The following is a 25,257-nucleotide window of genomic DNA, read 5'->3' on the forward strand; positions in this document are numbered from 1 at the left end:
GGTGCGACCACCGCGGCACGACGCCACCCGAACGGGAGCCTTGCCATGCCCGAAACCCCACCCCGAACGACGTCCGAAGCCAGCCTTCCGACCGCGGTCACGACCGAAGCCGGCCTCCCGACCGCGGCCACGACCGCACCCCCAGACACTCCCCACCGCTCCCCGCAGCCCAACCGCCACCGAAGGCACACCGTCGGCGTCGCGCTCTGCATCATCACGATCCTGCTGGCGGTGCTCGACTCGAACATCGTGTCCTCGGCAACCGTGCCCATCGTCCGCGACCTCGATCCGGCCCATGGCGTCGACCGGATCCCGTGGCTGATCGCCGCGTACCAGCTCGCCGCGACCGCCGCGCTCCCGCTGTACGGAAAACTCTGCGACTCACTCGGCTCGAAGAACATCTTCATCGGGGCACTGTCCACCTTCCTGGCCGGATCGGCGCTGTGCGGTGCGGCACGGTCCATGGGTGAACTGATCGCCGCACGCGCCCTTCAGGGCATCGGTGGCGGAGGTCTGATGAGCGTCACCATGGTCGTCCTGCACCAGCTCGGGAAGCAGGGGGCCGCCGAGGAAGGCGACGGAAGTGGAGGGAGCAGCGACCGCACCGTCGGCGGCGAGAAGGGCGGCAACCTCGGCGGGGTCATCGCCGGTGCGGGCATGGCGCTCGGTCCGTGGCTGGGCGGAACTCTCGCCGACCATGCCGGGTGGCGGTGGATCTTCTACGTCAACCTGCCGGTCGGCATCGCGGTCCTGGCCGCCGCCGTCACCGTACTGAGGCTCCCGGCCACCACCACCCGCCACAGGATCGACTTCCTCGGCGCGGGTCTCGCCGCCGCCTTCTCCGCCTCCCTGCTCCTGGTCGCCGAGTGGGGCGGCCAGGGCCATGCCTGGTCCTCTCCGCTCATCATCGGCCTGCTGGCCACCGTGGTCGCCACCTTCGGCCTCTTCCTCCGCCGCCAGGCCACGGCTGCCGAACCGATCCTCCCGCTCTCCCTGTTCGCCAACCGGTCCATCCGGTACGGCTTCGCCATCCAAGGGCTGGTCGGCGCCGCGATGATGGGGTCCATCGTCTACGTCATGGTGTATCTGCAGGTCGTACGCGGAGTCGCCGCGACCTCGGCCGGCCTCTTCCTGGTCCCCATGGCGGTCGGCATGGCAGTCGTCGGCCTCGCCTCGGGGCGCCTCGTCGCGACGGGCTGGTCACAGAAGACCTTCGTCGTCAGCGGCACGGTCTTCGCGTCGGCCGCCCTCGCCCTGCTGACCACCCTGACACCGGACACCGGCCTGTGGACGGTGCGGGCGGCGATGCTGCTGATGGGGATCGGCTTCGGCCAGCTCATCGGGCAGCTCATCCAGCTGATCCAGGACACCGCCCCGCCGCGTCAACTAGGCGTCGCGACGACCGGCGTCCGCTTCTTCCAGACACTTGGCACCGCTCTCGGCGCTGCCGTTCTCGGAACCGTCCTCAGCAGGGTGTATGCGGCCCGCGGACCGGGTGGAACGACCAGCGGCATCGGGCGGCTCACCGGTGCCGCGCGCCGACAGGCCGTGACCGCATTCACCTCCTCCACCGACGTGGTCTTCGCCTGCGCCACCGCCGTGATGGTCCTGGCCCTGATTCTCACCACCCGACTGCCCGGGGCCGCCCGGACTCAGAAGACCTGAGCCTTGTCCGAGTCCGGAACGGGACGCCCGTCCACCGCGCCCCCTGCCGTGAACGTCTCACCGTTGGCTGGCACGCCTATCCCCCGCCAGGTGAAGGGGACTCCGATCGCCACGTCCAGGTCCGGATCGTCCATCAGCTGGAAATGCACATGGGGTTCAGTGGAGTTCCCCGAGTTGCCGCACTCGGCCAACTGCCGCCCCGCCTGGACGGCCTCCCCCACACGCACCCGGAGTGAGCCTCGCCGCAGGTGCGCGTACATGGCATACGTACCGTCACCCAGGTCGAGCACAAGGTGGTTCCCCACGATGCTGCCCGGACCGAGTACATCCCGCACCGATGCCTCGATCAGCATCAGGTAGACCAGCGCCGGCAGGGAGTTGCGGCTGAGATGGTCCCGCCTGCCGTCCGCGGCGTACACCACCGTGCCGTCCGCCACCGCGAGCAACGGGGCCCCGAAGGCCGGGAAGTGGTGATTGCGGCGGGCTATGGGCCACAGACGGCGGAACTTCGGACGGGACGGGGCGCCCTCGTGTTCGTGTTCGGGTTCGGGTTCGGGTTCGGGTTCGGCCACGATGTCGATCGCGTACGTCTGCCCGTAACCGTGTATCCCGTGGCTGGGCACTTTGTCCGCCGGGCTGTTCAACGCGGTCCATCGCCCGGACACCGGCGGCTCCACCTCCACGACGGGCCGTGGGTCTGCGGCCGCCGAGCGGGCCTTCCGGCCCGCCGCCAGGACGAGCGCGATCGCGGCAGCCGCGGGCACCCAGGTCAACCAGTACGGAAACGGCGGGTGCGCGAAGAGGCTGAGCACCACCATCGCGAAGAAGGTGATCCAGCAGACCCGGTACAGCACCATGACGGCTTTACGGACAGACATGACTTCCCCCTGGTCGTCGGTCTGGTCGTCGGTCTGGTCGTTGGTTCGCTTCTCGGTTCGTTTCTCGGTTCGTGCTCGTCGTCGTCGTTTCCCGGATTCGGTGTGTGCGCGACGTTCCTCGGATTCGCCGTATGCGCGACTCAGGGCTTCGCAGCCGTGAGGACCACCAGCAGCGGCACCACGCGGGCGCCAGGAACCTCGTACCTCCCCCGCCCCTTCGTGTGCAGCCAGCCCGCGCCGGTCAGCTGACGCAGATGGTGGTAGATCTGCCCCGTCGTGCCGGTCTCGTCGAGCGCGGCGAGCTCCGCGGCCGTGCGCCGACCGCCCAGGATCTCCCGGAGCAGCCGCAATCGCACCGGGTGACCGAGAGCGGCGAGTGCCTCGGCGGTATCCGCCCAGTCGGCACCCGCAGACACCTGCCCCTCCTCCGCACACTCCGCCTCGTCCGCCTCGTGGGCGTCTCCCACGTGATCCAGCAGCCGCTCCGTCAGCGCGCCGTACTGCCACTCATACCGCTCGCCCGTCGGCAGCCGTACCGCCCCCGCGTACAGCACCCCACCCTCATGCGCCTCCATCCCTACGAGCTGCCGCTTCAGCCCCTCCAGTGCCCAGAAATCCGCCCGGGCCGGACGCGTGGTGTCCTTGGTGTCAGGGGCAGAGTGTTCGCCCACGAGGGCCTCAAGCCGCCGCTCCAGCTCCGAGACCCGCTGCTCCAGTTCCATTGATCAATGATTACGTAATTACGTAATTCCCGTCAAGAGTCTGGGTGAAACCCGCACGCGGAAACCGCTCCCGCCCGAACCGCCCCAGCACGCGGAAGCCCCCGCCCGGTCGAACCGGGCGGGGGCTTGCGCGAGAGGTGACGGATGCTTCCGCCGAGCTACGCGAGCAGCGCGGGGATCGTCCCCTCGTGCGCCGTACGCAGCTCGCTCAACGGGATGCTGAACTCGCCCTGGATCTCGATGTCCTCGCCGTCCACGACACCGATCCGGGCCACGGGCAGACCCCGCGCCCCGCACATGTCGTTGAAGCGGAGCTCCTCGCTGCGCGGGATCGAGACGATCGCGCGTCCCGCCGACTCGGAGAACAGGAACGTGAACGCGTCCAGTCCGTCCGGCACGACCAGCCGGGCACCCTTCCCGCCCCGCAGGCAGGACTCGGTGACCGCCTGGATCAGGCCTCCGTCGGACAGGTCGTGCGCCGCGTCGATCATGCCGTCGCGGGACGCCGAGATCAGGATCTCGCCGAGCAGCTTCTCGCGGCCCAGGTCGACCTTGGGCGGCATGCCGCCGAGGTGGTTGTGGACGACCTCGGACCAGGCCGAGCCGCCGAACTCCTCGTGCGTGTCACCGAGCAGGTAGAGGAGCTGGCCCTCTTTCTTGAAGGCGACCGGCGTACGCCGCGTGACGTCGTCGATCACACCGAGCACGGCCACGACCGGCGTCGGGTGGATCGCCGTGTCACCGGTCTGGTTGTACAGCGACACATTTCCGCCGGTGACCGGGGTCCCCAGCTCCAGGCAGCCGTCCGCCAGACCACGCGTGGCCTCGGCGAACTGCCACATGACGTCCGGGTCCTCGGGCGAACCGAAGTTCAGGCAGTCCGAGATGGCGAGCGGCTTGGCGCCGGAGGCGGCGACGTTGCGGTACGACTCCGCCAGGGCGAGCTGCGCACCGGTGTAGGGGTCGAGCTTCGCGTACCGGCCGTTGCCGTCGGTCGCCATGGCCACGCCGAGGTTGGATTCCTCGTCGATGCGGACCATGCCGGCGTCCTCGGGCATCGCGAGCACGGTGTTGCCCTGCACGAACCGGTCGTACTGGTCCGTGATCCAGGACTTCGACGCCTGGTTGGGCGAGGAGACCAGCGCCAGCACCTGCTCGCGCAGCTCGGCGCCGTTGGCCGGACGAGCCAGCTTGCCGGCGTCGTCGGCCTGCAGCGCGTCCTGCCAGGAAGGGCGGGCGAACGGGCGGTGGTAGGTCGGGCCCTCGTGGGCGACGGACCGCGGCGGCACGTCCACGATCTGCTCGCCGTGCCAGAAGATCTCCAGCTGCGAGCCCTCGGTCACCTCACCGATGACGGTGGCGATGACGTCCCACTTCTCGCAGATCTCCAGGAACCGGTCCACGTGCTGCGGCTCGACGATCGCGCACATGCGCTCCTGCGACTCGCTCATGAGGATTTCCTCGGGCGAGAGCGAGGAGTCGCGCAGCGGCACGGTGTCCAGCTCGACGCGCATCCCGCCGGAACCGGCCGAGGCCAGCTCGGAGGTGGCACAGGAGAGCCCGGCGCCGCCGAGGTCCTGGATGCCCGCGACGAGCTTCTCCTTGAAGATCTCCAGGGTGCACTCGATGAGGAGCTTCTCCTGGAACGGGTCGCCGACCTGGACGGCCGGGCGCTTGGCCGGACCGGTCGAGTCGAAGGTCTCCGAGGCCAGCACCGAGACGCCGCCGATGCCGTCGCCGCCGGTGCGGGCACCGTAGAGGATCACCTTGTTGCCGGGGCCGGAGGCCTGCGCGAGGTGGATGTCCTCGTGCTTCATCACGCCGATGCAGCCGGCGTTGACGAGCGGGTTGCCCTGGTAGCAGGCGTCGAAAACGACCTCGCCGCCGATGTTCGGCAGGCCCAGGCAGTTGCCGTAGCCGCCGATACCCGCGACGACGCCCGGGAGCACGCGCTTGGTGTCGGGGTGGTCGGCCGCGCCGAAGCGCAGCGGGTCGACGACCGCGACCGGGCGGGCGCCCATCGCGAGGATGTCGCGGACGATGCCGCCGACGCCGGTGGCCGCGCCCTGGTAGGGCTCGATGTACGAGGGGTGGTTGTGCGACTCGACCTTGAAGGTGACCGCGTAACCCTGGCCGACGTCGACCACACCGGCGTTCTCGCCGATGCCGACGAGCATCGCGTCGTTCTCCGGGACCTTCTCGCCGAACTGCTTGAGGTGGACCTTGCTGCTCTTGTAGGAGCAGTGCTCGGACCACATCACGGAGTACATGGCGAGCTCAGCGCCGGTGGGGCGGCGGCCCAGGATCTCGCGGACCCGGGCGTACTCGTCCTCCTTGAGGCCGAGCTCCTTCCAGGGCTGCTCCACATCCGGGGTTTCGGCCGCGTGCTTGACCGTGTCCAGGCTCATGCGTTGACCAGCTTCTTGATGATCGAGGTGAAGAAACCGAGGCCGTCGGTACCACCGGACCCGATCAGCGGCTCCACGGCGTGCTCCGGGTGCGGCATCAGGCCGACGACATTGCCCGCGGCGTTGGTGATGCCGGCGATGTCGCGCAGCGAGCCGTTGGGGTTGACGTCCACGTAGCGGAACGCGACGCGGCCCTCGGCCTCCAGCTCGTCGAGCGTGTGCTCGTCGGCTGTGTAGCGGCCGTCCATGTTCTTGAGCGGTACGGAGATTTCCTGGCCTGCGGAGTAGTCCGAGGTCCAGGAGGTACCCGCGTTCTCGACGCGGAGCTTCTGGTCGCGGCAGATGAAGTGCAGGTGGTTGTTGCGCAGCATCGCGCCGGGCAGCAGGTGCGCCTCGGTCAGGATCTGGAAGCCGTTGCAGATACCGAGAACCGGCATGCCCGCCTTCGCCTGCTCGATCACCGTCTCCATGACCGGCGAGAAGCGGGAGATGGCTCCGGCCCGCAGATAGTCGCCGTAGGAGAAACCGCCCGCGAGGATGACCGCGTCGACCTGGTGCAGGTCCTTGTCGCGGTGCCACAGCGATACGGGTTCGGCACCGGCGACCCGTACGGCCCGAAGGCTGTCCTGGTCGTCGAGCGTGCCCGGAAAGGTGACGACTCCGATACGAGCAGTCACTTCGACTCCTCGGCCTTCTCCACCTTCACGGTGAAGTCCTCGATCACAGTGTTGGCGAGGAACGTCTCGGCCATCTCGTGAATACGGGTGAGGGCGGCCTCATCGACCGGCCCCTCGATCTCCAGCTCGAAACGCTTTCCCTGACGTACGTCCGCGATTCCCTCGAAGCCGAGACGGGGCAGCGCACGCTGCACAGCCTGTCCCTGCGGGTCGAGAATCTCGGGCTTGAGCATGACGTCGACTACGACGCGTGCCACTGGCACTCCCGGTGTGGTGGTGTGGTGCGGCTGTTTCTCCGGGGGGTTCCCCAGACCCCCGCGGGTCCACTCAGCCTACCTGGCCAGAAATTCTACGCGGGTAGATATCTAGCGGCCCAGATCACGTCGAGATATCGGTCGCGACAACAGGGGCGAAAAATCCTGCAAAAAAAACCTCACCAGCAGCACACAAAGCAGGTTGACACGCGCAGGTAATTGGGCGGGCTTCACAATGCGGTGCCCGTCGCTGTACAAATGATTACCGGGGAAAGCACCATTGCCCCTAAACGGCCGGCACCGGTCGGCCAGCATCCGCGCTCACAGCCGGAAGGCCGGCATCCGCGCATGTCAGGCGCGGCTGCCGTAGGAAAGGACCGATATCCGTGGCTCAGCGCGTAGTGGTCACGCTCTCCGACGACATCGACGGGGGAGCAGCGGCGGAAACGGTCACCTTCGCCCTGGACGGGAAGACGTACGAGATCGACCTCAACCCGTCCAATGCGAAGAAACTGCGCAAGGCCCTCGCGCCGTACATGGCGGCCGGCCGCAAGCAGACAAACGCGGCCAAGCACGGCAAGGTTCCCGTCTCGTACCGGCACACCTCACTCGCCCCCGATCCCGCGGCCGTCCGCGCCTGGGCCCGTTCGCACCGGATGGAGGTGCCGGCCCGGGGCCGGATCCCCAAGAAGGTCTACGAGGCGTTCCAGGAAGCCAGTTGAGCGGAGGGGCGGTGACGGCCGGCCGGCCGGAGGGCATCGGACCGCCCGTCACCGGCCACCCGGACGACACCCCGCGGGAGCCGACTTGCGCGACACCCCTGCAGGTCGGCTAGAGTCTGGAGCACGCCGAAGGGCAAGGCCGCAAAGCCAAGCCTCACGCAGCGTGCGGGTGTAGTTCAGTAGTAGAACATCCCCCTTCCAGGGGGAAGGCGCAGTGTGCAATTCCTGTCACCCGCTCTGCATCGCTCTCCTCAACCACTCCAGTGGATCAGGTAGAGTAGTGCTCGCTCCACCGGTGAAAGCCGAGTGGCTGCAATGCGGACGTAGCTCAGTTGGTAGAGCGCAACCTTGCCAAGGTTGAGGTCGCCAGTTCGAACCTGGTCGTCCGCTCTTGATCGAAGGCCCTGGTCGATTTCGACCGGGGCCTTCGTCGTATTCGCTTCCTGGTCATGACTTTCCCCTCTCCGGCTCCCTTCGCCCATGACGTTTGTCATGAGTCGCGATGCATGACGTTTGTCATGGGCAGCGATGACAGCTCGCACTGCTCCCGGACCCGTCCGGGCGGAAACCTTGAGTCCATGACCAGCCACGAAATTCCCCGTAACCGTGTGATCGAGGTGGACGGTGTCCGGCGCAGCTACGCGGGCGGCTTCGAGGCCGTCAGCGGCGTCTCCTTCTCCGTGGCACGTGGCGAACTGTTCGCCCTGCTCGGGACGAACGGCGCCGGCAAGACGTCCACCGTCGAACTCCTCGAGGGCCTGGCCCGTCCCGACAGCGGCGCGATACGGGTGCTCGGCCACGACCCGTACGCCGATCGCGCCGCTGTCAGGCCGCGGATCGGGGTCATGCTGCAGGAGGGCGGCTTCCCCTCCGACCTGACCGCGTCCGAGACCGTACGGATGTGGGCGGGTTGCACCAGCGGCGCCCGGCCGGCCGCCGAGGCGCTGGAACTGGTGGGGCTCGGCCACCGCGCCGGGGTCCGGGTCAAGCAGCTCTCCGGCGGCGAGCGGCGACGGCTGGACCTGGCGCTGGCCCTGCTCGGCCGGCCCGAGGTGCTCTTCCTCGACGAACCGACCACCGGTCTCGACGCCGAGGGACGGCGCGACACCTGGGAGCTGGTCAGGGGGCTCAAGGAGGACGGCATCACCGTCCTGCTGACCACGCACTACCTGGAAGAGGCCGAGTCCCTCGCCGACCGGCTGGCGATCATGCACCGGGGCCGGATCGTGACCACGGGCACCACCGCCGAGGTAACGGCCGCGCGGCCGGCCCGGATCCGGTTCGAGCTGCCCGAGGGTGTCGCGCCGGCACAACTGCCGCTTGGCCTGCGCGCCGCTGCCGAGGGCCGGCTGATCGAGATCCGTACCCATCAGCTCCAGGAGTCACTGACCGAACTGCTGCGTTGGGCGGCGGAGTCGGATGTTCCCCTGACCGGGCTCGACGCCCGGTCCGCCTCGCTCGAAGAGGCATTCCTCGATATCGCGAAATCCGCGGCGGAGACCGAAGAGGTGACCGTGTCATGACGATCGCAACAAGCGCTGCGCCGGCCACGACGGCCCGCACCACGACAACGGCCCGAGGCCGGCTGATGGCCCTCGGCCGGGCCGAGATGACCCTGCTCGCCCGCAACCGGACGGCCGTCATCGTCGCCCTGCTCGTGCCCTCGGCCATGATCATGGCGATGAAGTCGACGCTCGGACAGGTGGACCTCGGCGGCACCGGGCTGACGGTCGCCGCAGCCGCGCTCACCGGCGGCATCGGAACCGTGCTCATCCAGGCCGTCTACATGAACATGGCGGCCGCCTATGTGGCACGGCGCGAGGACCTGGTGCTGAAGCGACTGCGTACCGGCGAGGTCAGCGACGGCGAGATCCTGACCGGGACCGCGCTGCCGTCGGCCGCTCTGGCTCTGGCACAGTCCGCACTGATCATCGTGACCGGTGCGGTCTTCTTCGGCGTCACCGCACCGCGGCGGCCCGAGCTGCTCCTCGCAGGGCTGCTGCTGGCCGTGCTGTTGTTGACGCTGCTGGCCGCGGTCACCTCCATAGTGACGCGCACCGTGCAGACGGCACAGCTCACCACGTTGCCGCTGTTCCTCATATCGATGATGGGTTCGGGGCTCTTCGTCCCGCTGGAGATCTTTCCCGACCCGCTCGCGTCAGCCTGTGAGTTCCTGCCGCTGACCGGGGTGATGACGCTCGTACGGTCGGGTTGGCTGGGCGTCAACGAGGGCACTGACCTGCTCGGAGCAGCGCTTACCGGACTGGTCTGGACGGCACTCGCGGTGTTTGCTGTACAACGGTGGTTCCGCTGGGATCCCCGACGGTGAGAGAGGTCGTGGCGCGTTGATGCACGTACGGGGATGGCGCCGCAGCTGGCAGGAGCGCAGCAAGCTGGAGCGGATCGACCTGTATTCGCGGGTGACCATCTCCTCGATGCCCTGGATCTTCGCTCTGTGCTGGCAACTGGCACCCTTCAAGTCCGACATCCGTCATGAACCGGTCCCGCTGGTACTGGGCGTGCTTCTCCTTCTGGTGAGCCTTGCGCAGTGCCTGCTGAGCAACCGCAATGTGCAGTCGTCGTACGAGCACTACCTCGGCATCTCCGTCTTTCCCGGGCGGCGCATGCTCGCGCCCATGGCCCTGCTGCTGCTCGGCGTGGCCCTGCTGGCGGCACTGGCCGCGGTGGACGGTGTCGCGGGCCCTGGGCTGCTCCTCATGAGCCTGAACGCGCCGATGGCGTTCGTGATCACGCGGGTGCTCCTGGTTCCGGTCCGCACGTTCGTGATCGAGTCGCTTCTCCTCGCCGCGCTGACCACTGGAGCCCTAGCCGCGGCCGGGGTGCGGGGCGGAGTCCTGGCCGGTGTCGTACCCACCACGCTCTTCGGCTGTGTGCTGGTCCTGATCTCGGTACGGCCCAGCGCCTGGAGCCTGAGCGTGATGTGGCAGGCCGAGGAGGCCCGGGACATACAGGCCCGGCTCGCCGTCGCGGAGGAACGGCTGAGGTTCGGCCGGGACATGCACGACGTGATGGGCCGCAATCTCGCGGTGATCGCGCTGAAGAGCGAACTGGCGGTGGAGCTCGCGCAGCGCGGCAGGCCCGAGGCGCTGGACCAGATGGTCGAGGTACAGCGGATAGCCCGTGCCTCGCAACAGGAGGTACGCGATGTCGTACGGGGTTACCGGGAGGCCGATCTGACCACGGAACTGGCCGGGGCCCAAGGAGTGTTGCGGGCGGCCGGCATCGAATGCGCGGTTACGGGCGGCGGCGGCACGGGGCTGCCCGGGCCCGTCCAGTCGGCGCTCGGCTGGGTGGTGCGCGAGGCCGCGACCAATGTGCTGAGGCACGGCGATCCGGACCACTGCATGATCCGGCTCGACGTCACGGCGGACGAGGTGGTGCTGAACGTGGAGAACGACGGGGCGCCCGCCACCGCTCCGGGAGGGACCGGGTCGGGGCTGGCCGGACTGCGCGAACGGCTCGGGGCGCTCGACGGCGCGCTGGAGGCGGGTCCGGCGGAGGAGGGTCTGTTCCGGCTCAGCGCGCGGATCCCGCTGGCCCGCGCCGGATCCGCTGACGCCCCGTACTCGGCTGCCGGTGAAGCATCGCGTACGGCCCTTCTGGAGGAACGACGATGACCGCGGTACGGGTACTGCTCGCCGACGACGAGCACCTGATCCGGGGCGCGCTCGCTGCTCTTCTCGGGCTGGAGGACGACCTGGTGGTGGTGGCGGAGGCCGCCACCGGCCCCGAGGCGCTCGCCATGGCCCGGGCCCACCGCCCCGATGTCGCGGTGCTGGATCTGGAGATGCCAGGGGCGGACGGTGTGAGCGTCGCCACATCGATACGGGCCGAACTCCCGGGCTGCCGAACCATGATCGTGACGAGTCATGGCCTCCCGGGGCACCTCAAGCGAGCCCTCGCGGCGGGGGTGCGGGCGTTCGTACCGAAGACCGTCAGCGCCAGGCAGCTGGCAGGGATCATCCGCACCGTCCATGCCGGAAACCGCTATGTGGACCCGGAGTTGGCTGCCGACGCCATCGCCGCCGGGGACTCGCCGCTGACCGTGCGCGAGGCCGAGGTGCTGGAACTGGCGGCCGACGGGGCGCCGGTCGCCGAGATCGCGCAGCGGGCTTCCCTGTCGCAGGGGACGGTGCGCAACTACCTCTCGGCGGCGGCCGCGAAGCTGGGAGCGGAGAACCGTCATGCCGCAGTGCGTCTCGCACGCGAGCGGGGATGGGTATAGTAGTTCTCGCGCTTCGGCGCTTGCGGACGTAGCTCAGTTGGTAGAGCGCAACCTTGCCAAGGTTGAGGTCGCCAGTTCGAACCTGGTCGTCCGCTCGGTTCAGCAAGAAGCCCCCGGCCTTTCGGCCGGGGGCTTCTTCGTGTGCGGTGCTGGTTGCTAGTTCCAGGGTGTACCGGTGAGGAGTTCGTACGCCTCCAGGTACTTGGCGCGGGTCGCATCCACGATCTCCTGGGGCAGCGCCGGCGGCGGCTGCTCGCTCTTGCGGTCCCAGCCGGAGGCCGGTGAGGTCAGCCAGTCGCGCACGAACTGCTTGTCGTACGAGGGCTGGGCGCGGCCCGGCTCCCAGGAGGCGGCGGGCCAGAAGCGGGACGAGTCAGGGGTGAGCACCTCGTCCGCGATGATCAGCTCCTCACCGCCGTCGGCGGTGGGTGCGAAGCCGAACTCGAACTTCGTGTCCGCGAGGATGATGCCGCGCTCGCGGGCGATGTCACGGGCCCGGCCGTATACGTCCAGGGTCGTACGGCGCAGTTGTGCGGCCGTCTCTGCGCCGACCTGGCGGGCCACTTCCTCGTAGCTCACGTTCTCGTCGTGATCGCCGACGGCCGCCTTGGTGGCCGGGGTGAAGATCGGCGCGGGAAGCTCGGAGCCGTCGACGAGTCCCTCGGGAAGGGCAAGACCGCAGACGGTGCGCGACGCGTTGTACTCGACCAGGCCGGAGCCTGTCAGGTAGCCGCGGGCGACGCACTCGACCGGGACCATCCGCAGCGACTTGCAGATCGTCGTGCGGCCGGCCCAGTCCGCCGGGGCGCCCGCGGGCAGCTCCGTGGACAGGACGTGGTTCGGGACGAGGTCGGCGAGCTGGTCGAACCACCACAGCGAGAGCCGGGTCAGGACGCGGCCCTTGTCCGGGATCTGGGTGGGCAGCACCCAGTCGTACGCGGACAGCCGGTCGCTGGCGACCATGACGAGGTCGCCCGCCTCGTTCCGGTACAGGTCGCGCACCTTGCCCGTGTGCAGGTGGGTGAGCCCCGGAACCTGCACGGGCTCGGGCTTTTCTACAAATCCGGACACGCTGCCTCCGCGTAGGTTGATCCAGGAGCTGTTCCGATTGTCCCGTATCCGGGTGCGAACAGCTGCGGAGGGGGTGCAGAGGGGGCGGATGTGTTGCCCGGGAGAGGGCGGTGCGTCCGAGTGGCTCAGGCGCGCTTGCAGATGCGGTCGAGGAGGTTGGCGGTCGCCCGCTGGATGCGTGGGTCCACGTGGCCGGGGCGGTCCAGGGCCGGGGACCAGGCGAAGGTGCCGGAGGCGAAGACGAGCGCGCCCGACGGGGCGCGGTACAGGGACGTTTCCTGGTGGCGCGTCACGCCGTCGCTGTCCTGGTAGGGGGAGTGCGCGAGCAGGATGCGGTTGTCGTGCTCGGGGAGCGTGGTGCGCGGGAAGTAGCGGTCTGCCTCGCCCGCGACCAGGCCGTCGATCTCGTCGCCCTCGACGGCACCGGTCGCGTCCCAGAGCCAGTGCTCCGCGTTCCGCACGACCAGGGGGTGGGGGTCGAGGACCCGGCCCGCGTACTGGATGCCGAGCAGCTGCTGCTCGGGACGGTCGAGTTCGCGCCAGAGCGCGGGCTTGCCCGGGCCCCTGCGCTTGCGGCAGGTGAGCAGCCGGTCGGGGACGCCCGAGGGCGACGGCGCGAGGCTGACCTGCCAGTACATGGTGTTGGCGGAGAGGAAGACGAGGGACGTGCCGTTGTCGCGGGCCCGTTCGGCCGTGCGGCGCATGGGCACCGACCAGTACTCGTCATGGCCGGGGAAGACCAGGCCCCGGTAGCGGGTCGGGTCGATCCGGCCCGCGTGCAGGTCGCGGGTGTCGGCGTAGGCGATGTCGTAGCCGTAGCGCTCGGCCCAGCGGATGAAGTCGTAGGCGTGGCCGACGTGGAGCGGAAGCCCGGCGCCCGCGTAGGGGCGGTCGAAGGAGACGGTGACCGCCGCGTCCTCCTCCCCCAGCAACCGGCCCTGTTCGTCCCAGGCGTGGTAGAGGCTGGCGCCGGTCACGCCGTCCTCGGGGTAGAGGTTGTACGCCTGCCACGTGATGTCCGGAAGCACGAGCAGCAGGTCGGCAGGGTGGTCGTCGCGGACCGTGAAGGGGATGTGCGAGCGGTAGCCGTCGACCGTGGTCAGCACGGCCACGTACGCACCGATCGACCAGTACGTCGGGATCTGCAGCCGCCAGGACTGCCACCAGTGGTGGCAGGAGACCGTGCGGTCTGCGGTGAGAGGGGGCGGCTGGACGATGCCGGAGAGCCGCGGGCTCGTGGTGATCTTGGCGGCGCCGTCGCCCCCGTAGTGACCGATCCGGTAGATGTCCACGGAGAACTGTTGGGGCGGGTCCACGGTGATGTGGAAATCGATCGCTTCGCCCGGGGCCGCGGCGCCCGTGGAGGTGAATCCCTTGATCTGGCGGCGGACGTCGTCGGCGGTGCGGGTGCCGCCGCCGGTGGAGCCGCGGGGCAGTGTGGGGTCTGCGTACCAGGGCACGACCTGACCGGTGTCGTCGAAGTAGTTCTCACTCCCGCGCAGCCAGGGAAGGGGCCCCTGGCCGAAGGGATCGGTGACGGCGTGCGCCAGAGCACCCGACTCCCAACGACGAATCTGCTCCGCCCCCATGACGCATCCCTCCCTCAGGCCCCCGGAACAACAGTGGTGCGCCGACTGTCAGCGCCGATCCCCAGCACATCACATAACGCATGCACTCCGTCACCGTTCGTCGCGAATTGACGTGAACGGAACCTGGCGTTCCGGGTATCGGGGGAGACCGGTGTGAACAGCCGTACGCCCTCACGTGTTTCAGACGAGGCGCACGGGCTTGTCGGTACGTACGCCGACCGAGGCGAGCCAGGAGCGCAGCGGCTCCGCGTCCCCGTCCTCGACCAGGCTGAGGACCGGGCTGCCGAGGTCGGCCCGGCGCTCTCCGTCGACCAGCAGTGCGGGTCCGTCGAGCCAGTCCAGGCCTGGTGCCGCACCTGCCGTGTCGACCGCGGCGCAGCAGACCATCGCGGCCACGTGGTCAGCCAGCAGCTCGGTCCCCGTACGGGGCGGCTGGAGCGGGAAGAGCGGGAGCGGATCGGGTCCCCAGAGGTCCAGCACATCGCCGCCCGCCTCCCCTGCGCCGACACCGGCCGGCTGAGGGGCCTGCGCCTCCTCCCGGGCCACGGCCGCGCTGATCCCGGCCGCGAGCTCCTCGCCCCCGTCCCGGCCCGCGGCAAGGTGTTCGACGACGCGCGCCAGCGTGGGCAGCCCGGCGCAGGCGGTGTCGGAGGCGGCGCCGGAGGCCGGGGGTACGCCCATGGTGTCCAGGACGCGGTGCAGCCGGGCCGCCTCCGTACGCCACTTCCGGTCGACGACCTCTTCCGGATACTGCTGCCAGTCCACCGGGGCCCAGTCGGGCCCGGTCTCCGCGGGACCGCCGTGGAAGAGCCGCGCGGCCAGCAGGGACGCCGCCTCGTCGGCCGCTCCCGGCTCCTCCAGGAGATCGCAGGCGGGACGCTCGCCGAGCCGGGTCGTGAACCCCTCGGCCAGCCGGTCGCGCCGGGAGAGCTCGGTGAGGGCGGAGACGACGCCCGCGTCCAGCCGGGAGGGCCAGCGCCCCATCCGCCAGGCGGGGAGAGCGACGCGGGTGAGCAGCCGGTCCCAGCCCGCGTAGGCGAGACCGACCTGTTCCTGGGCGACGACCCGCAGCCCGTAGTCCACAGCCTGTGCACGCGTCGACGCGGCGGCGGCGACGCCCCGCTCCATCTCGGCAGCGTGGTCACGACAGCTCCGCAGCAGCAGCCGGGCGATCCGGCCGACGAAGCGGCCCGGCAGCCGCAGGACCTTGCGCAGCGGGCCCTGGGCGGGCGCGGCCGCATCGGCGACCACGCCGTCCAGTCCGCGCACGAAACGCCGGGCCGCGGCTATGTCGGGGTGGGCGGAGGGGCCGGTACCGGCCACCACGGGGGCGAGCACCGCCCGCAGCTCGGCGACCCGCATCCACCAGAGGAACGGGGAGCCGATCACGAGGACGGGCGCCGCCTGCACCCGGCGGCGTCCCGGCCGGCCGCCGGGGCCGTCCGCAGTACCGCTTCGCCCCGCAGCCTCGTGGGCCGGCCGGCCCGCGGCCGGGTGGGTGCGGTCCTCCAGCCAGCTGTCGCAGTCGGGCGTGAGCGCTATGGCCGACGGCGCGGGCACTCCGAGCCGCTCCGCCAGATCTCGGACCAGCCGGTAGAGGTCCGGTGCCGCCTTTTCGCTGAGCGGGACCGTCGGGCTGACCGCCGGCTTCGCCCGTACGACCGCGATCGCGACGGCGGCGGCGACGAGCAGGACGACGACGGCACAGGCCGTCACGGCCCAGCGCACCGCATCCCAGCCGCCGCCCTGGGCGAAGCCCTGCGCGCCGGCGGCGAACAGCACGACGGCGAACGCGGCCGGCAGCAGTGCCGCTGCCGTTGCCCTGCTGCGGATGCGCAGCAGGACGAGAGCCCGGGCGCGCGCTGCCTGCGCACCCAGCTCCTCACCTGTACCGGTACCGGACACGGCCGGACGTCACCCCCTCTGCCCCACTGCGGTGTTGCTCACTCCCCCACTGTGGCACCCGTCACTGACATCGCAATGCCGGTGAGCCAAGTGCCGGAACGCTTGCGCCGCACCCTAGTTGGGGCTTCGGCGGGCGTCATCCGGATGGCTCAGCCGTCACTCGATGGAATGGCTTTGGGTAAAGGTGCTGACGCGCCGCTGTCCATGGGGCAGCGGCGCGTCAGTGGTGGTCGGGGCGGGGTACGGCTCAGGCCTCCGCGGCCTCCTGCGGACCGGTACGGCTCAGGCTTCCGCGGCCTTCTTGGCGATGTCCGTACGGAGCTGGGAGCCGTCGAGCCGGATCCGGGCCGCCGCCGCGTAGGCACGCTCACGGGCGCCCGCAAGGTCCTTGGCGGTCGCGGTCACGGAAAGCACGCGGCCGCCCGCGCTGACGACCGTGTCGCCGTCCCGCCGGGTCCCGGCGTGCAGAACGTACGCGTGCGGCGCATCCTGTGCCGCGACCTCGTCGAGCCCGTCGATCGGATCGCCCGTCCGCGGGGTGTCCGGGTAGTTGTGAGACGCGATGACCACGGTGACGGCGGCCTCGTCGCGCCACTTCAGCGCGGGCAGCTCGTCCAGGGTCCCGTTGGCGGAACCCAGCAGGACACCGGCCAGCGGGGTCTTCAGGCGGGCCAGGACCACCTGGGTCTCCGGGTCGCCGAACCGGGCGTTGAACTCGATGACGCGTACACCGCGCGAGGTGATCGCGAGACCGGCGTACAGCAGCCCGGAGAAGGGCGTGCCGCGGCGGCGGAGCTCGTCGACGGTCGGCTGGAGGACCGACTGCATGACCTCGTCGACCAGCTTCGGGTCGGCCCACGGCAGCGGGGAGTAGGCGCCCATGCCGCCGGTGTTCGGGCCCTCGTCGTTGTCCAGGGCCCGCTTGAAGTCCTGGGCGGGCTGGAGCGGTAGCACGGTGGTGCCGTCGGTGATCGCGAAGAGGCTCACCTCGGGGCCGTCGAGGAACTCCTCGATGACCACGCGGTCACAGGCCAGCGCGTGGGCCCGGGCCGCCTCGATGTCGTCGGTGACGACGACGCCCTTGCCTGCGGCAAGGCCGTCGTCCTTGACGACGTACGGAGCTCCGAACGCGTCGAGGGCGGTGTCGATCTCCGCGGAAGTGGTGCAGACGTAGCTACGGGCTGTCGGGACGCCCGCGCCGGCCATCACGTCCTTGGCGAAGGCCTTGGAGCCTTCCAGCTGGGCGGCCTTTCCGGACGGGCCGAAGCAGGGGACACCGGCGGCGCGCACGGCGTCGGCGACCCCGGCGACAAGCGGCGCCTCCGGGCCGACGACCACCAGCTCGGCGCCCAGTTCAGTGGCGAGGCGCGCGACGGCAGCGCCGTCGAGGGCGTCGACCGGGTGCAGTTCGGCCACCTCTGCGATGCCGGCGTTGCCGGGAGCGCAGTACAGAGCGGTGACGTCGGGGTCGAGGGAGAGAGAGCGGCACAGGGCGTGTTCGCGGGCGCCGCCGCCGATGACGAGGACCTTCACGGGGTGCAGCCTAGCCGCCGGGGCGCGGCGCCCTTGACGGACGCCGCTCCGTGGACACCGTGGGCGCCGGGCCTGCGGAGCCCGGGCCGCTCGCGGAAGGGCCTTGCCGCGCGCCCCTACTCGTTGGTGAACTCCTCGACGACCGTGGCGCCCAGTTCGCGGACGATCAGGTCGTGACCGGACAGGGCCGAGTCGACGAGGTCGGGGTCGTCGGCCTCGGCGGTGTCGTCCTCGGGAGCGACCGACCGGGGCGGTTCGGGAGCGGCGTACGACGGGGGCGCGGGCTCCGGGGCGGAGCCACCGCCGCCCGGCTGCTGACGCTCCGGCGCGGGCCGGGGCTCGTACGACTGCGGAGCGGGATCCGCAGGGCGCTGCGGTGCGGGCGGCGCGGAGGGACGGCCGCCGCCGGCCTGCGGGGGCTGCCCGGCACCGCCCGACGGGTCGACGATCGCCTCGATCTTCCACTGCGCGTTGAACCGCTCGGCCAGTGCCTGCTTCAGCACCTCTTCGCTGCCGCTGCTCGTGAAGTTGTCGCGGGCGCCGGCGTTGAGGAAGCCGATCTGGAGGGTGGCGCCGTCGAAGCCGGTGACCTGGGCGTTCTGGCTGAGCAGGATCCAGGTGAACCGGCGGCGGCCCTTGACCGCCTCCAGGATGTCGGGCCACATGTTGCGCACCTGTGCGGCGCCCTGCGTCATGCCGGGGGCGGCGGCGACGGGGGCCGGGGCAGCGGCAGGTGCGGGTGCGGGTGCGGCGGGAGCCGGCGCGGGGGCGGCGGCGGCCTGTGGTGCGGGGGCCTGCCCCGGAGTGGAGGCGGTGGGCCAGCCTCCGGGCCTCCGCCCCTGCTCGGGCGCGGCCGCAGCGGGCCAGGCCCCGGCCCGCTGTCCGGCCGCGGGCGCTTCGGCGGGCGGCGGCTGCACGGGAGCGGGAGCGGGGGCCGCCTGCACGGGAGCGGGGGGCGGCGGGGGCGCGTCGCCGCGTGCCGCCGCACGCGCGGCTGCGGGCCCTGATCCGGCGTCGGGCTGCGCGAAGGGGGGCGGCGCGACCGGGGCGGCGGCCTGTGTTGCGACCGGGGCGTGGGCCAGCGCCTCGGGCCCGGGGACGTACCCCATCGAGGGCCCGGGCCCGGTGGTGGCGAAGGACGCGCCCCGCTCCAGCCGGTCCAGCCTGGCCTGCAGCGAACGCTCGTCGTCGAAGGCCGCGGGCAGCAGCACCCGGGCGCAGATCAGCTCGACCTGGAGCCGCGGAGAGGTCGCCCCACGCATCTCCGTGAGTCCCTCGTTGACCAGGTCGGCGGCGCGGCTCAGCTCGGCGGCACCGAAGACGGACGCCTGGGCCTGCATGCGCTCGACGACGTCGGCCGGCGCGTCGATGAGGCCCTTCTCCCCGGCGTCCGGCACAGCGGCCAGGATCACCAGGTCGCGGAGCCGTTCCAGAAGGTCGGCGACGAAGCGGCGCGGGTCGTTGCCCCCCTCGATCACCCGGTCCACGACCTCGAAGGCGGCGGCCCCGTCCCCCGCCGCGAAGGCGTCCACGATCGAGTCGAGCAGGGAGCCGTCCGTATAGCCGAGCAGGGACGTCGCCATGGCGTACGTCACACCGTCGTCGGCCGCACCGGCCAGCAGCTGGTCCATGACCGACATCGAGTCACGGACGGATCCGGCACCGGCCCGCACGACGAGCGGGAAGACCCCGTCCTCGACGTAGCTGTTCTCCTTGCCGCACACCTCGGCCAGGTACTCGCGCAGCGTGCCGGGCGGTACGAGCCGGAATGGGTAGTGATGGGTACGCGACCGGATGGTGCCGATGACCTTCTCGGGCTCCGTGGTCGCGAAGATGAACTTGAGGTGCTCCGGCGGCTCCTCGACCACCTTCAGGAGGGCGTTGAACCCCGCCGAGGTGACCATGTGCGCCTCGTCGATGATGTAGATCTTGTAACGACTTGAGGCGGGCCCGAAGAACGCCTTCTCCCGCAGGTCACGGGCATCGTCCACACCACCGTGCGAAGCGGCGTCGATCTCGATCACATCGATCGATCCCGGTCCGTTGCGCGCGAGGTCCTGGCAGGACTGGCACTCCCCGCAGGGCGTGGGCGTGGGCCCCTGCTCGCAGTTCAGACAGCGGGCGAGGATGCGCGCGCTGGTCGTCTTGCCACAGCCGCGCGGACCACTGAACAGGTACGCGTGATTGACCCGGTTGTTCCGCAGGGCCTGCTGCAGCGGGTCAGTGACATGCTCCTGACCGATGACCTCGGCGAACGACTCGGGGCGATAGCGGCGGTACAGCGCAAGGGACGACACACCTACGAGGTTATCGGGGCCGACTGACAACCGGCCCCGGACCGGGCACACCGCCGGCTGCGGGAAAAGTCACCACAGGCAATCCGACGCCACGGACCCCGCCCCGGACGGGCCGGGCAACGCAAGGGCCCCCGACAACGCAAGGGCCCCCCACGCACCCGCCAGAGCCAACTTACCCTTGCTGCCTTCCGGCCCTGGGGGAGTTCAGTCAGATAGCGCCACGTGAGGGGCTGACGCCCACCTTAGCCGATCCCCACCCCCGCAAGTCCACCTCCCCCGCACCCGGAGACCCCTCCGAGACCGCCCGAGGAGCTCCGGGGCGGAACGGGTTCGCGAGCACTCCTCAACGTCTTGTATTGTTTGCCGCGGAGGATTCGCCTAGTGGCCTAGGGCGCACGCTTGGAAAGCGTGTTGGGGGCAACCCCTCACGAGTTCGAATCTCGTATCCTCCGCCATTGCTCTCACCGGGCAATACGTTGAAGGGCCCCACCGCTTGCGGTGGGGCCCTTCGGCGTTGGTGGTTGCAGTTCCCGGCTACCGCCCGTTGAGGACTGCCCGGCACACGTTGCAATACATGGCCGCGTTCTGCCCGTACCGCCGCATCATCTGGCTGCAGCCAGTACACAGCCCGAGCTCCCATGGTGGGCAGCCCAGCGCTGCGGAGGCTGCTGCCCGCTCGACGGGAGTGATCCGCGTCGGGTCGCTGGAGCGTTGGGTCGGCAGACGGGGGAGGGTGAAGCCGCCCGTCGGTTGATCGAGATCGCGAAGAGGCCGGGCGTCACTGATGAACCAGCTGTCTTCGCCTGCCCGGCAGGTGCGGTCGATCTCCTGCTCAGCGAAGGTGATCACGTCGTCGTCTTCTTCTGCCGGGACTGCGGGCAGCGGCGTCTTCTCGTCGACGATCTCCTCCCACAGCGCACGATCGGCCGCCGACACCCACATGTGCCGCCCAGCGCGGCCACTGCCCCGACTGGGCACGTAGACCGGGACGCTCTCCCCCGTAGCACTCTGCAGGACCAGGTCCTCGATACAGACCGGCTTCTTCTCCGGGAGGCACAGCGCCGGCACGAACCAGTCCGCGTGAATCGCGCCACAATGACCGGCGCCCTCGCTGAGGAGGCAGTGGCGCTCGCTGCTCGGCACACACTTCCAGACTTCGAGGTGCCGGTAGCCGCCGCGGATCACCATCTCCTTGCGGTCGACAATGTCCTTCCACGGCATGTCGTCGACGCGCGCCCAGGGGGCGCGGTCCATCAGGGAGGCCGTCCGGTCCTTCGCCACCCACAGCGGGGTGATGCCGTGCTCCACGGCGTTGACCGAACGCCGGTGCACGCTGCTGGGGCCGAGGTGGTGGTACTGGATCTCCCAGCCGATCGTGAGACCGCCAGGCCCGGTGACGACGGCGTCCGAGACGCTCCGCCGGTTCGCCATGGGAACCTCGGCCTCGGCGTCCAGACCGTAGCGCCCGGCGGTCTCGACGATCCGCTCCTTGGTTGCCTTGTGCTGGGCGCTCTCCGCCGGGGTCGGCTTGTGCGTGATCGGCAGGTGCGAGGCCACGAGAGGCCGTCGGCCCCCGACTCTGCCTCGACGGATGAACATCCACGGGGACTTCCCGCCGGCCTCCGACAGGCATTCCCGCCCGTCGTGGTGTGCGAGGCATTCGAGCAGCTGCGGGTCGCGCTCGGAGACCCTGGCGGTGGTCGTCCACGGACCTGGAGGCCGTAGCCATGGCGATCAACAACCGGCCCCGCAAGGTCCTCGGTTGGCGGACGCCGGCCGAGGTCTTCGAAGAGCAGCTACGCTCGTTGCAACAGCCCGGTGTTGCAACGACTGGTTGAACTCGCCCAGTTTCGTTCCCGGAAGTTCGTCCGGTCGCTCGGCCGTCACCGGATGGCAGGCTCGATAGGGAGAGTCGGGGCGGCCGGCGACAACGCGGCCATGGAGTCCTTCTTCAGCCTGCTGCAGAACGTCCTGGACCGCCGCACCTGGGCCACCCGCGAGGAACTTCGGATCGCGATCGTGACCTGGATCGAACGGACCTACCACCGACGCCGCAGACAAGTCGGAATCGGCCGCCTGACCCCCATTGAATACGAGACCGTCATGACCACACCGGGCCTTCAGGCCGCGTGACTGAACCTGTCACCTGAGGCTGCATCAGACCCAGGAATCTGACCTAAGCTGCTGCCCCCATCTCTGCCTTCACCGGCTCGGCAAGTAAAGAATTCGCAGGGCTACTAGAGGGTGGAGCACAGTCCACAGCGTCTCTCGTGCGAATCCGACGCATCCGGCTTCTGCCCAGGTGGCTCAATATTGTGGACGCGGCATTCGGCGCAGCAGCCGGATGCGTCGCAAACGGTAACCAGGAGGTTTGTATTAGTTCCTGAGCGGCACGCAGCCACCAGCCCTCATTCAACGATTTTGGAATCAATAGGGTCGAGAGGGCGTCGCCGAATCCAGAAGTCGCTGGAAGTCCCGAACGAGGACCATGCGATAGGTGTCGAGGTGTTTCAGGTTTCGAAAGATGTCTGCCGCGATCTGCTCTTGTCGCTGAACGTCGCTGTCGAAGTCCCGTACAGTGATCAGCGCGTCATAGTTTTCGAATCGGATACCGTGGTCCTCTTCGTAATCATGTGACAACTCCACCTCAACAGCCGCATGACCAAGAGATACGCTATAGTCAATGCATCCGGGCGTCTTGACATGCAATAGGGCTCCGCAAGCGGAGCCGACGTCAGAAATCAGCCTTTCTACTGGCTGGCCGGGGCTAATAAAGATGGCGTGGGTGATACTCATGAATCCTCCTATGGATAAGTGAGGTTGAAGTTGTCGCCGACGACACGAATGCCATCCATTCGACCCGGCGGATTGTTGCGGAAAAACTTGCCGACCCCTTCCCTGGCGGCTTCCTCGCTAAGACCACTTCCTCGTGCGTCAATAATTGCATGGCGCGCCTGCCCCTTGGCCTTGTTGAGTTGATTCTTCACAGTGCTTGAGCTTGCTCCAGGTTCGAGGCTCTTGAATTCAGTCTCCACCCCGTCTACGAATGCATCAGCTCGTCGCACCCCATCCTCAGTAGATTCCACTTGTGCCCTGACATGCTTCCCTTCAGATTTCAGTAGTTCAGCTACCTCTCGTTCCCTTGGATCGAATGTCTTTTCCGTCTCATCGATGCTGCCCTCTCTGCTGCCCTTCCCTTCACTACCCATCCCCGCCCGTTCACTTTCAGTGCCACCGAAGCCCCCATTGGCACTGGCCCCCATGAGCACGATGCCCGCAGAGCCCAGGAGAGCTGTGTTGACTGCGGCTACGACGGTCAGACCGCCCATGGCGCCCCCGCCAGCGAGGGCCAGACCGGCAAAACCCATACCAGGTCCGATGAGCGCGGCCAGGGAGACCAGAAGGAGAAGGAGTCCGACCCAGAAGAGAGTCTGGTCGAGAGCTTCCAGAAGATGGGCCGGGGAGAGGAGCGTGTCGGTGGTGACGTCGGCGCCACCCAGACCGCGGTAGAGCATGAATGCTCCGGCGGCGCCGGAACCCAGGGCAGTGGTGATGCGGAAGCGGTGCAGGGCCACTTGCTCACCGATGGGTTGGGCCGCAGTAGCCCGCCAGGTGCGGAGCAGGGCGGTCAGTTGCCAGGCGATCCAGGCCAGGGCCACTGGAGCGGAGTAGAGAAGGATCTTAGGACGCGGTCCAGTGGCGATATAGGTCTGCAGACCAGAGGTGGAGTGGAACGATCCGATACCCAGGAAAATCAGAGAGGGCAGAGCAACGAGACAGGGAATGACCAGTTGCCATCTCCAACGTCCGCTGCCGGCGCGGGTCTTCTTCAGCAGGCCGCGGATGTCCAAGCCTTGCCAGGCATCTGCACGGTCAGAGGTGTCGATGCGGGCGGCGATGTTCGCAGTAAGGCAACGCAGTTCCTCGGTCTCCGTAGCTGGGGCGAGGGCAGTCATGTAGCACAGCGCGCGGCGCAGCCGTACGAAGCGAACGGCGATCAGCAGGGTCCAAGGCAGGTGCCAGGCGGCGTAGCGGATGAGGGCAGCGGGGCTGTCGCCGGCCTCGCGTTCCCCGGCCAGCAGAACGCCCGGTATTCGGCTCTTACCGTTGTGCACTTGGCGCAAGTCGACGAGCATGGCCAGGGCCAGGCAGACCAGTGGCATCAACCACGACTTGGCGTCCAGCTTCTCCAGCCAAAGCACCGCCCCGGTGGCGTCGTAGTGCTGGGCCGCGTAGTTGTTCAGCGTGTGGTAGCCGATCGCCCCCGCTACCGGTACCACCGCCAACAGCCGTGTCCAGCCGCGGCCGCGCAGCAGTACCCCAACGCCGAAGCCCGCCAAGGCCGTCCACACCAGATGCGAGAACGTCGCAGAGGCAGCCTCCTGGCCCATCTCCAAGGTAGCGAACGGGGCCGGAAGCCAGCTGGTGAACACCTGGTGTGGGCCGGGTACATACGGTGGGGACAGCCCGTCGGGGATCACCCAGCCGCCATGCGGTCGGGGGATTGCCCGCTTTGCTTCAGCTGCAAATCGCAGCAAAGCCTCCAATAGCCCGAACCCAGCCCCCAGAGCTGAGCCGAGCACCACGAAGTCCGCCAGCCCCCACTGTCGACGCACCTTGGCATACAGTCCGGCCAGCAACAGTGGGCTGAGTTTGATCAACTCCTCCACCCACGGCGCCACCGTGTAACTGGTGGTGCCTACCACTTCTGCCAGAGGAAGCCCTGAACCATGCGCATACAGGCGCGTGTAGGCCATCTCCACAAGCGCTACCACCACGCCGCACCCGTACACACCCACCATCAGGGCCAGCAACACCGTAGACAACCGCACCGACCGCGTGGGCCACGCCAACGCAAACAGCTGCAGCACACCCCACACGGCAGCCGCCACCATAAACAACGCCACGACGCAGCCCCCACAGATAGATGCAGTTCGCAGTAGCGAACGAAACGCTATGGGGATGCTTGGCGGAGGGCAAGAGGCAGATCCAATGGGCCTCGGTCGGCTGGATGCGCTTCATTCCCAATCAGTCTCCTGCCTCAGACAGGCGGGGCAGGTCCTGAACGGGCGTTAGCGGCTTGGCCCGTTGCCCGCGTGCCTCACGCGGGTCCTTGAGCGAGCTGCTTGCGCGTGTCCGGGATCGATCTCCTGCTCGACGGCAGTGATCTCGTCGTCGCTTTCATGCCCCGACGCCTCTCACTACACTGGCAGGCGCCCAAGACTGGTCTCATTCGTGGGCTCGTTCACCTTCGTCCGAAACGGTTCAGAGGGGGCTGCCTTGCGTACTC

19 protein-coding genes, 4 tRNA genes, 1 other RNA gene and 1 pseudogene are annotated in these 25,257 nt (G+C 69.2%); 11 read left to right on the top strand and 14 right to left on the bottom strand.

What is annotated here, in order from left to right; translation table 11 throughout:
- Window positions 1-45: 45 nt before the first annotated feature.
- A complete protein-coding gene (locus ACIBJG_RS03230) occupies window positions 46-1,665 on the top strand; it encodes an MFS transporter (protein ID WP_399303391.1) in 1,620 nt (539 codons plus the stop codon).
- On the opposite strand, the gene ACIBJG_RS03235 is transcribed toward ACIBJG_RS03230, so the two are convergent.
- The 5 genes from ACIBJG_RS03235 to purS all read right to left on the bottom strand — a co-directional run bounded on the left by ACIBJG_RS03235 (window position 1,653) and on the right by purS (window position 6,613).
- Complete coding sequence (locus ACIBJG_RS03235) at window positions 1,653-2,543, bottom strand: M23 family metallopeptidase (protein WP_399303393.1); 891 nt, start codon at window positions 2,541-2,543, stop codon at window positions 1,653-1,655. The genes ACIBJG_RS03230 and ACIBJG_RS03235 overlap by 13 nt on opposite strands.
- A 140-nt stretch (window positions 2,544-2,683) precedes the next feature.
- Window positions 2,684-3,265, bottom strand: a complete 582-nt coding sequence (locus ACIBJG_RS03240; RefSeq protein WP_399303395.1) for an ArsR/SmtB family transcription factor — start codon at window positions 3,263-3,265, stop codon at window positions 2,684-2,686.
- A 158-nt stretch (window positions 3,266-3,423) separates the two neighbouring features.
- Window positions 3,424-5,673 (bottom strand): phosphoribosylformylglycinamidine synthase subunit PurL, encoded by a 2,250-nt coding sequence (gene purL, locus ACIBJG_RS03245; protein WP_399303397.1) that lies wholly within the window; start codon window positions 5,671-5,673, stop codon window positions 3,424-3,426.
- Window positions 5,670-6,350 (bottom strand): phosphoribosylformylglycinamidine synthase subunit PurQ, encoded by a 681-nt coding sequence (purQ, locus tag ACIBJG_RS03250; RefSeq protein WP_399303399.1) that lies wholly within the window; start codon window positions 6,348-6,350, stop codon window positions 5,670-5,672. The genes purL and purQ overlap by 4 nt, the downstream gene beginning before the upstream one ends.
- Window positions 6,347-6,613: a phosphoribosylformylglycinamidine synthase subunit PurS gene (gene purS, locus ACIBJG_RS03255; protein WP_123460572.1), complete on the bottom strand. Its 267-nt coding sequence runs from the start codon at window positions 6,611-6,613 to the stop codon at window positions 6,347-6,349. The genes purQ and purS overlap by 4 nt, the downstream gene beginning before the upstream one ends.
- A 377-nt stretch (window positions 6,614-6,990) precedes the next feature.
- Between purS and ACIBJG_RS03260 the strand changes: the two genes are divergently transcribed.
- The 8 genes from ACIBJG_RS03260 (at window position 6,991) to ACIBJG_RS03295 (ending at window position 11,667) form a co-directional block, all read left to right on the top strand.
- Entirely contained in the window at window positions 6,991-7,326 is a 336-nt protein-coding gene (locus ACIBJG_RS03260) for an Lsr2 family protein (RefSeq protein ID WP_359083794.1), read from the top strand.
- Window positions 7,327-7,491: 165 nt separating this feature from the next.
- Window positions 7,492-7,563 (top strand) — tRNA-Gly (locus tag ACIBJG_RS03265).
- 80 nt (window positions 7,564-7,643) lie between these two features.
- A tRNA-Gly gene (locus tag ACIBJG_RS03270) sits at window positions 7,644-7,716 on the top strand.
- 188 nt (window positions 7,717-7,904) lie between these two features.
- A complete protein-coding gene (locus ACIBJG_RS03275; protein WP_399303402.1) occupies window positions 7,905-8,849 on the top strand; it encodes an ABC transporter ATP-binding protein in 945 nt (314 codons plus the stop codon).
- Window positions 8,846-9,655 carry an ABC transporter permease gene (locus ACIBJG_RS03280; protein WP_399303404.1) on the top strand — a complete coding sequence of 270 codons (810 nt, stop codon included), beginning with the start codon at window positions 8,846-8,848 and terminating at the stop codon, window positions 9,653-9,655. The genes ACIBJG_RS03275 and ACIBJG_RS03280 overlap by 4 nt, the downstream gene beginning before the upstream one ends.
- Before the next feature lie 19 nt (window positions 9,656-9,674).
- Window positions 9,675-10,964: a sensor histidine kinase gene (locus ACIBJG_RS03285; RefSeq protein WP_399303406.1), complete on the top strand. Its 1,290-nt coding sequence runs from the start codon at window positions 9,675-9,677 to the stop codon at window positions 10,962-10,964.
- The gene (locus ACIBJG_RS03290) at window positions 10,961-11,572 is read left to right on the top strand and encodes a response regulator (protein ID WP_399303408.1); all 612 of its coding nucleotides are present in this window, start codon (window positions 10,961-10,963) and stop codon (window positions 11,570-11,572) included. The genes ACIBJG_RS03285 and ACIBJG_RS03290 overlap by 4 nt, the downstream gene beginning before the upstream one ends.
- A gap of 22 nt (window positions 11,573-11,594) precedes the next feature.
- Window positions 11,595-11,667: transfer RNA gene (locus ACIBJG_RS03295), tRNA-Gly, on the top strand.
- A gap of 61 nt (window positions 11,668-11,728) precedes the next feature.
- Here ACIBJG_RS03295 and ACIBJG_RS03300 read toward each other — a convergent pair.
- The 6 genes from ACIBJG_RS03300 to ffs all read right to left on the bottom strand — a co-directional run bounded on the left by ACIBJG_RS03300 (window position 11,729) and on the right by ffs (window position 20,202).
- Window positions 11,729-12,643 (bottom strand): phosphoribosylaminoimidazolesuccinocarboxamide synthase, encoded by a 915-nt coding sequence (locus tag ACIBJG_RS03300; protein WP_399303410.1) that lies wholly within the window; start codon window positions 12,641-12,643, stop codon window positions 11,729-11,731.
- A 125-nt stretch (window positions 12,644-12,768) separates the two neighbouring features.
- Complete coding sequence (locus tag ACIBJG_RS03305) at window positions 12,769-14,232, bottom strand: N,N-dimethylformamidase beta subunit family domain-containing protein (protein ID WP_399303412.1); 1,464 nt, start codon at window positions 14,230-14,232, stop codon at window positions 12,769-12,771.
- A 180-nt stretch (window positions 14,233-14,412) separates the two neighbouring features.
- Window positions 14,413-16,137, bottom strand: a complete 1,725-nt coding sequence (locus ACIBJG_RS03310; RefSeq protein WP_399303414.1) for a hypothetical protein — start codon at window positions 16,135-16,137, stop codon at window positions 14,413-14,415.
- Between the two features lie 282 nt (window positions 16,138-16,419).
- Window positions 16,420-17,670, bottom strand: a complete 1,251-nt coding sequence (gene purD / locus ACIBJG_RS03315) for a phosphoribosylamine--glycine ligase (RefSeq protein WP_399303416.1) — start codon at window positions 17,668-17,670, stop codon at window positions 16,420-16,422.
- Between the two features lie 116 nt (window positions 17,671-17,786).
- A complete protein-coding gene (locus ACIBJG_RS03320) occupies window positions 17,787-19,967 on the bottom strand; it encodes a DNA polymerase III subunit gamma and tau (protein WP_399303418.1) in 2,181 nt (726 codons plus the stop codon).
- A 138-nt stretch (window positions 19,968-20,105) separates the two neighbouring features.
- An RNA gene (ffs, locus tag ACIBJG_RS03325) (signal recognition particle sRNA small type) lies at window positions 20,106-20,202 on the bottom strand.
- 132 nt (window positions 20,203-20,334) lie between these two features.
- On the opposite strand from ffs, the gene ACIBJG_RS03330 reads away from it, so the two are divergent.
- A tRNA-Ser gene (locus ACIBJG_RS03330) sits at window positions 20,335-20,422 on the top strand.
- Between the two features lie 79 nt (window positions 20,423-20,501).
- On the opposite strand, the gene ACIBJG_RS03335 is transcribed toward ACIBJG_RS03330, so the two are convergent.
- Window positions 20,502-21,524 carry a hypothetical protein gene (locus ACIBJG_RS03335; protein ID WP_399303420.1) on the bottom strand — a complete coding sequence of 341 codons (1,023 nt, stop codon included), beginning with the start codon at window positions 21,522-21,524 and terminating at the stop codon, window positions 20,502-20,504.
- A gap of 285 nt (window positions 21,525-21,809) precedes the next feature.
- Between ACIBJG_RS03335 and ACIBJG_RS03340 the strand changes: the two are divergent.
- A pseudogene (locus tag ACIBJG_RS03340) lies at window positions 21,810-22,100 on the top strand (IS3 family transposase); the annotation flags it as partial.
- 294 nt (window positions 22,101-22,394) lie between these two features.
- Here ACIBJG_RS03340 and ACIBJG_RS03345 read toward each other — a convergent pair.
- Together ACIBJG_RS03345 and ACIBJG_RS03350 are read right to left on the bottom strand one after the other, a co-directional pair.
- Window positions 22,395-22,763 carry a hypothetical protein gene (locus ACIBJG_RS03345; protein ID WP_399303422.1) on the bottom strand — a complete coding sequence of 123 codons (369 nt, stop codon included), beginning with the start codon at window positions 22,761-22,763 and terminating at the stop codon, window positions 22,395-22,397.
- An 8-nt stretch (window positions 22,764-22,771) separates the two neighbouring features.
- Window positions 22,772-24,874 (bottom strand): PrsW family intramembrane metalloprotease, encoded by a 2,103-nt coding sequence (locus ACIBJG_RS03350; protein WP_399303423.1) that lies wholly within the window; start codon window positions 24,872-24,874, stop codon window positions 22,772-22,774.
- Between the last annotated feature and the right edge of the window lie 383 nt (window positions 24,875-25,257).

Origin of the sequence: Streptomyces sp. NPDC050422 (genome assembly GCF_044458665.1) — a bacterium.
Taxonomy (GTDB): Bacteria; Actinomycetota; Actinomycetes; order Streptomycetales; family Streptomycetaceae; genus Streptomyces.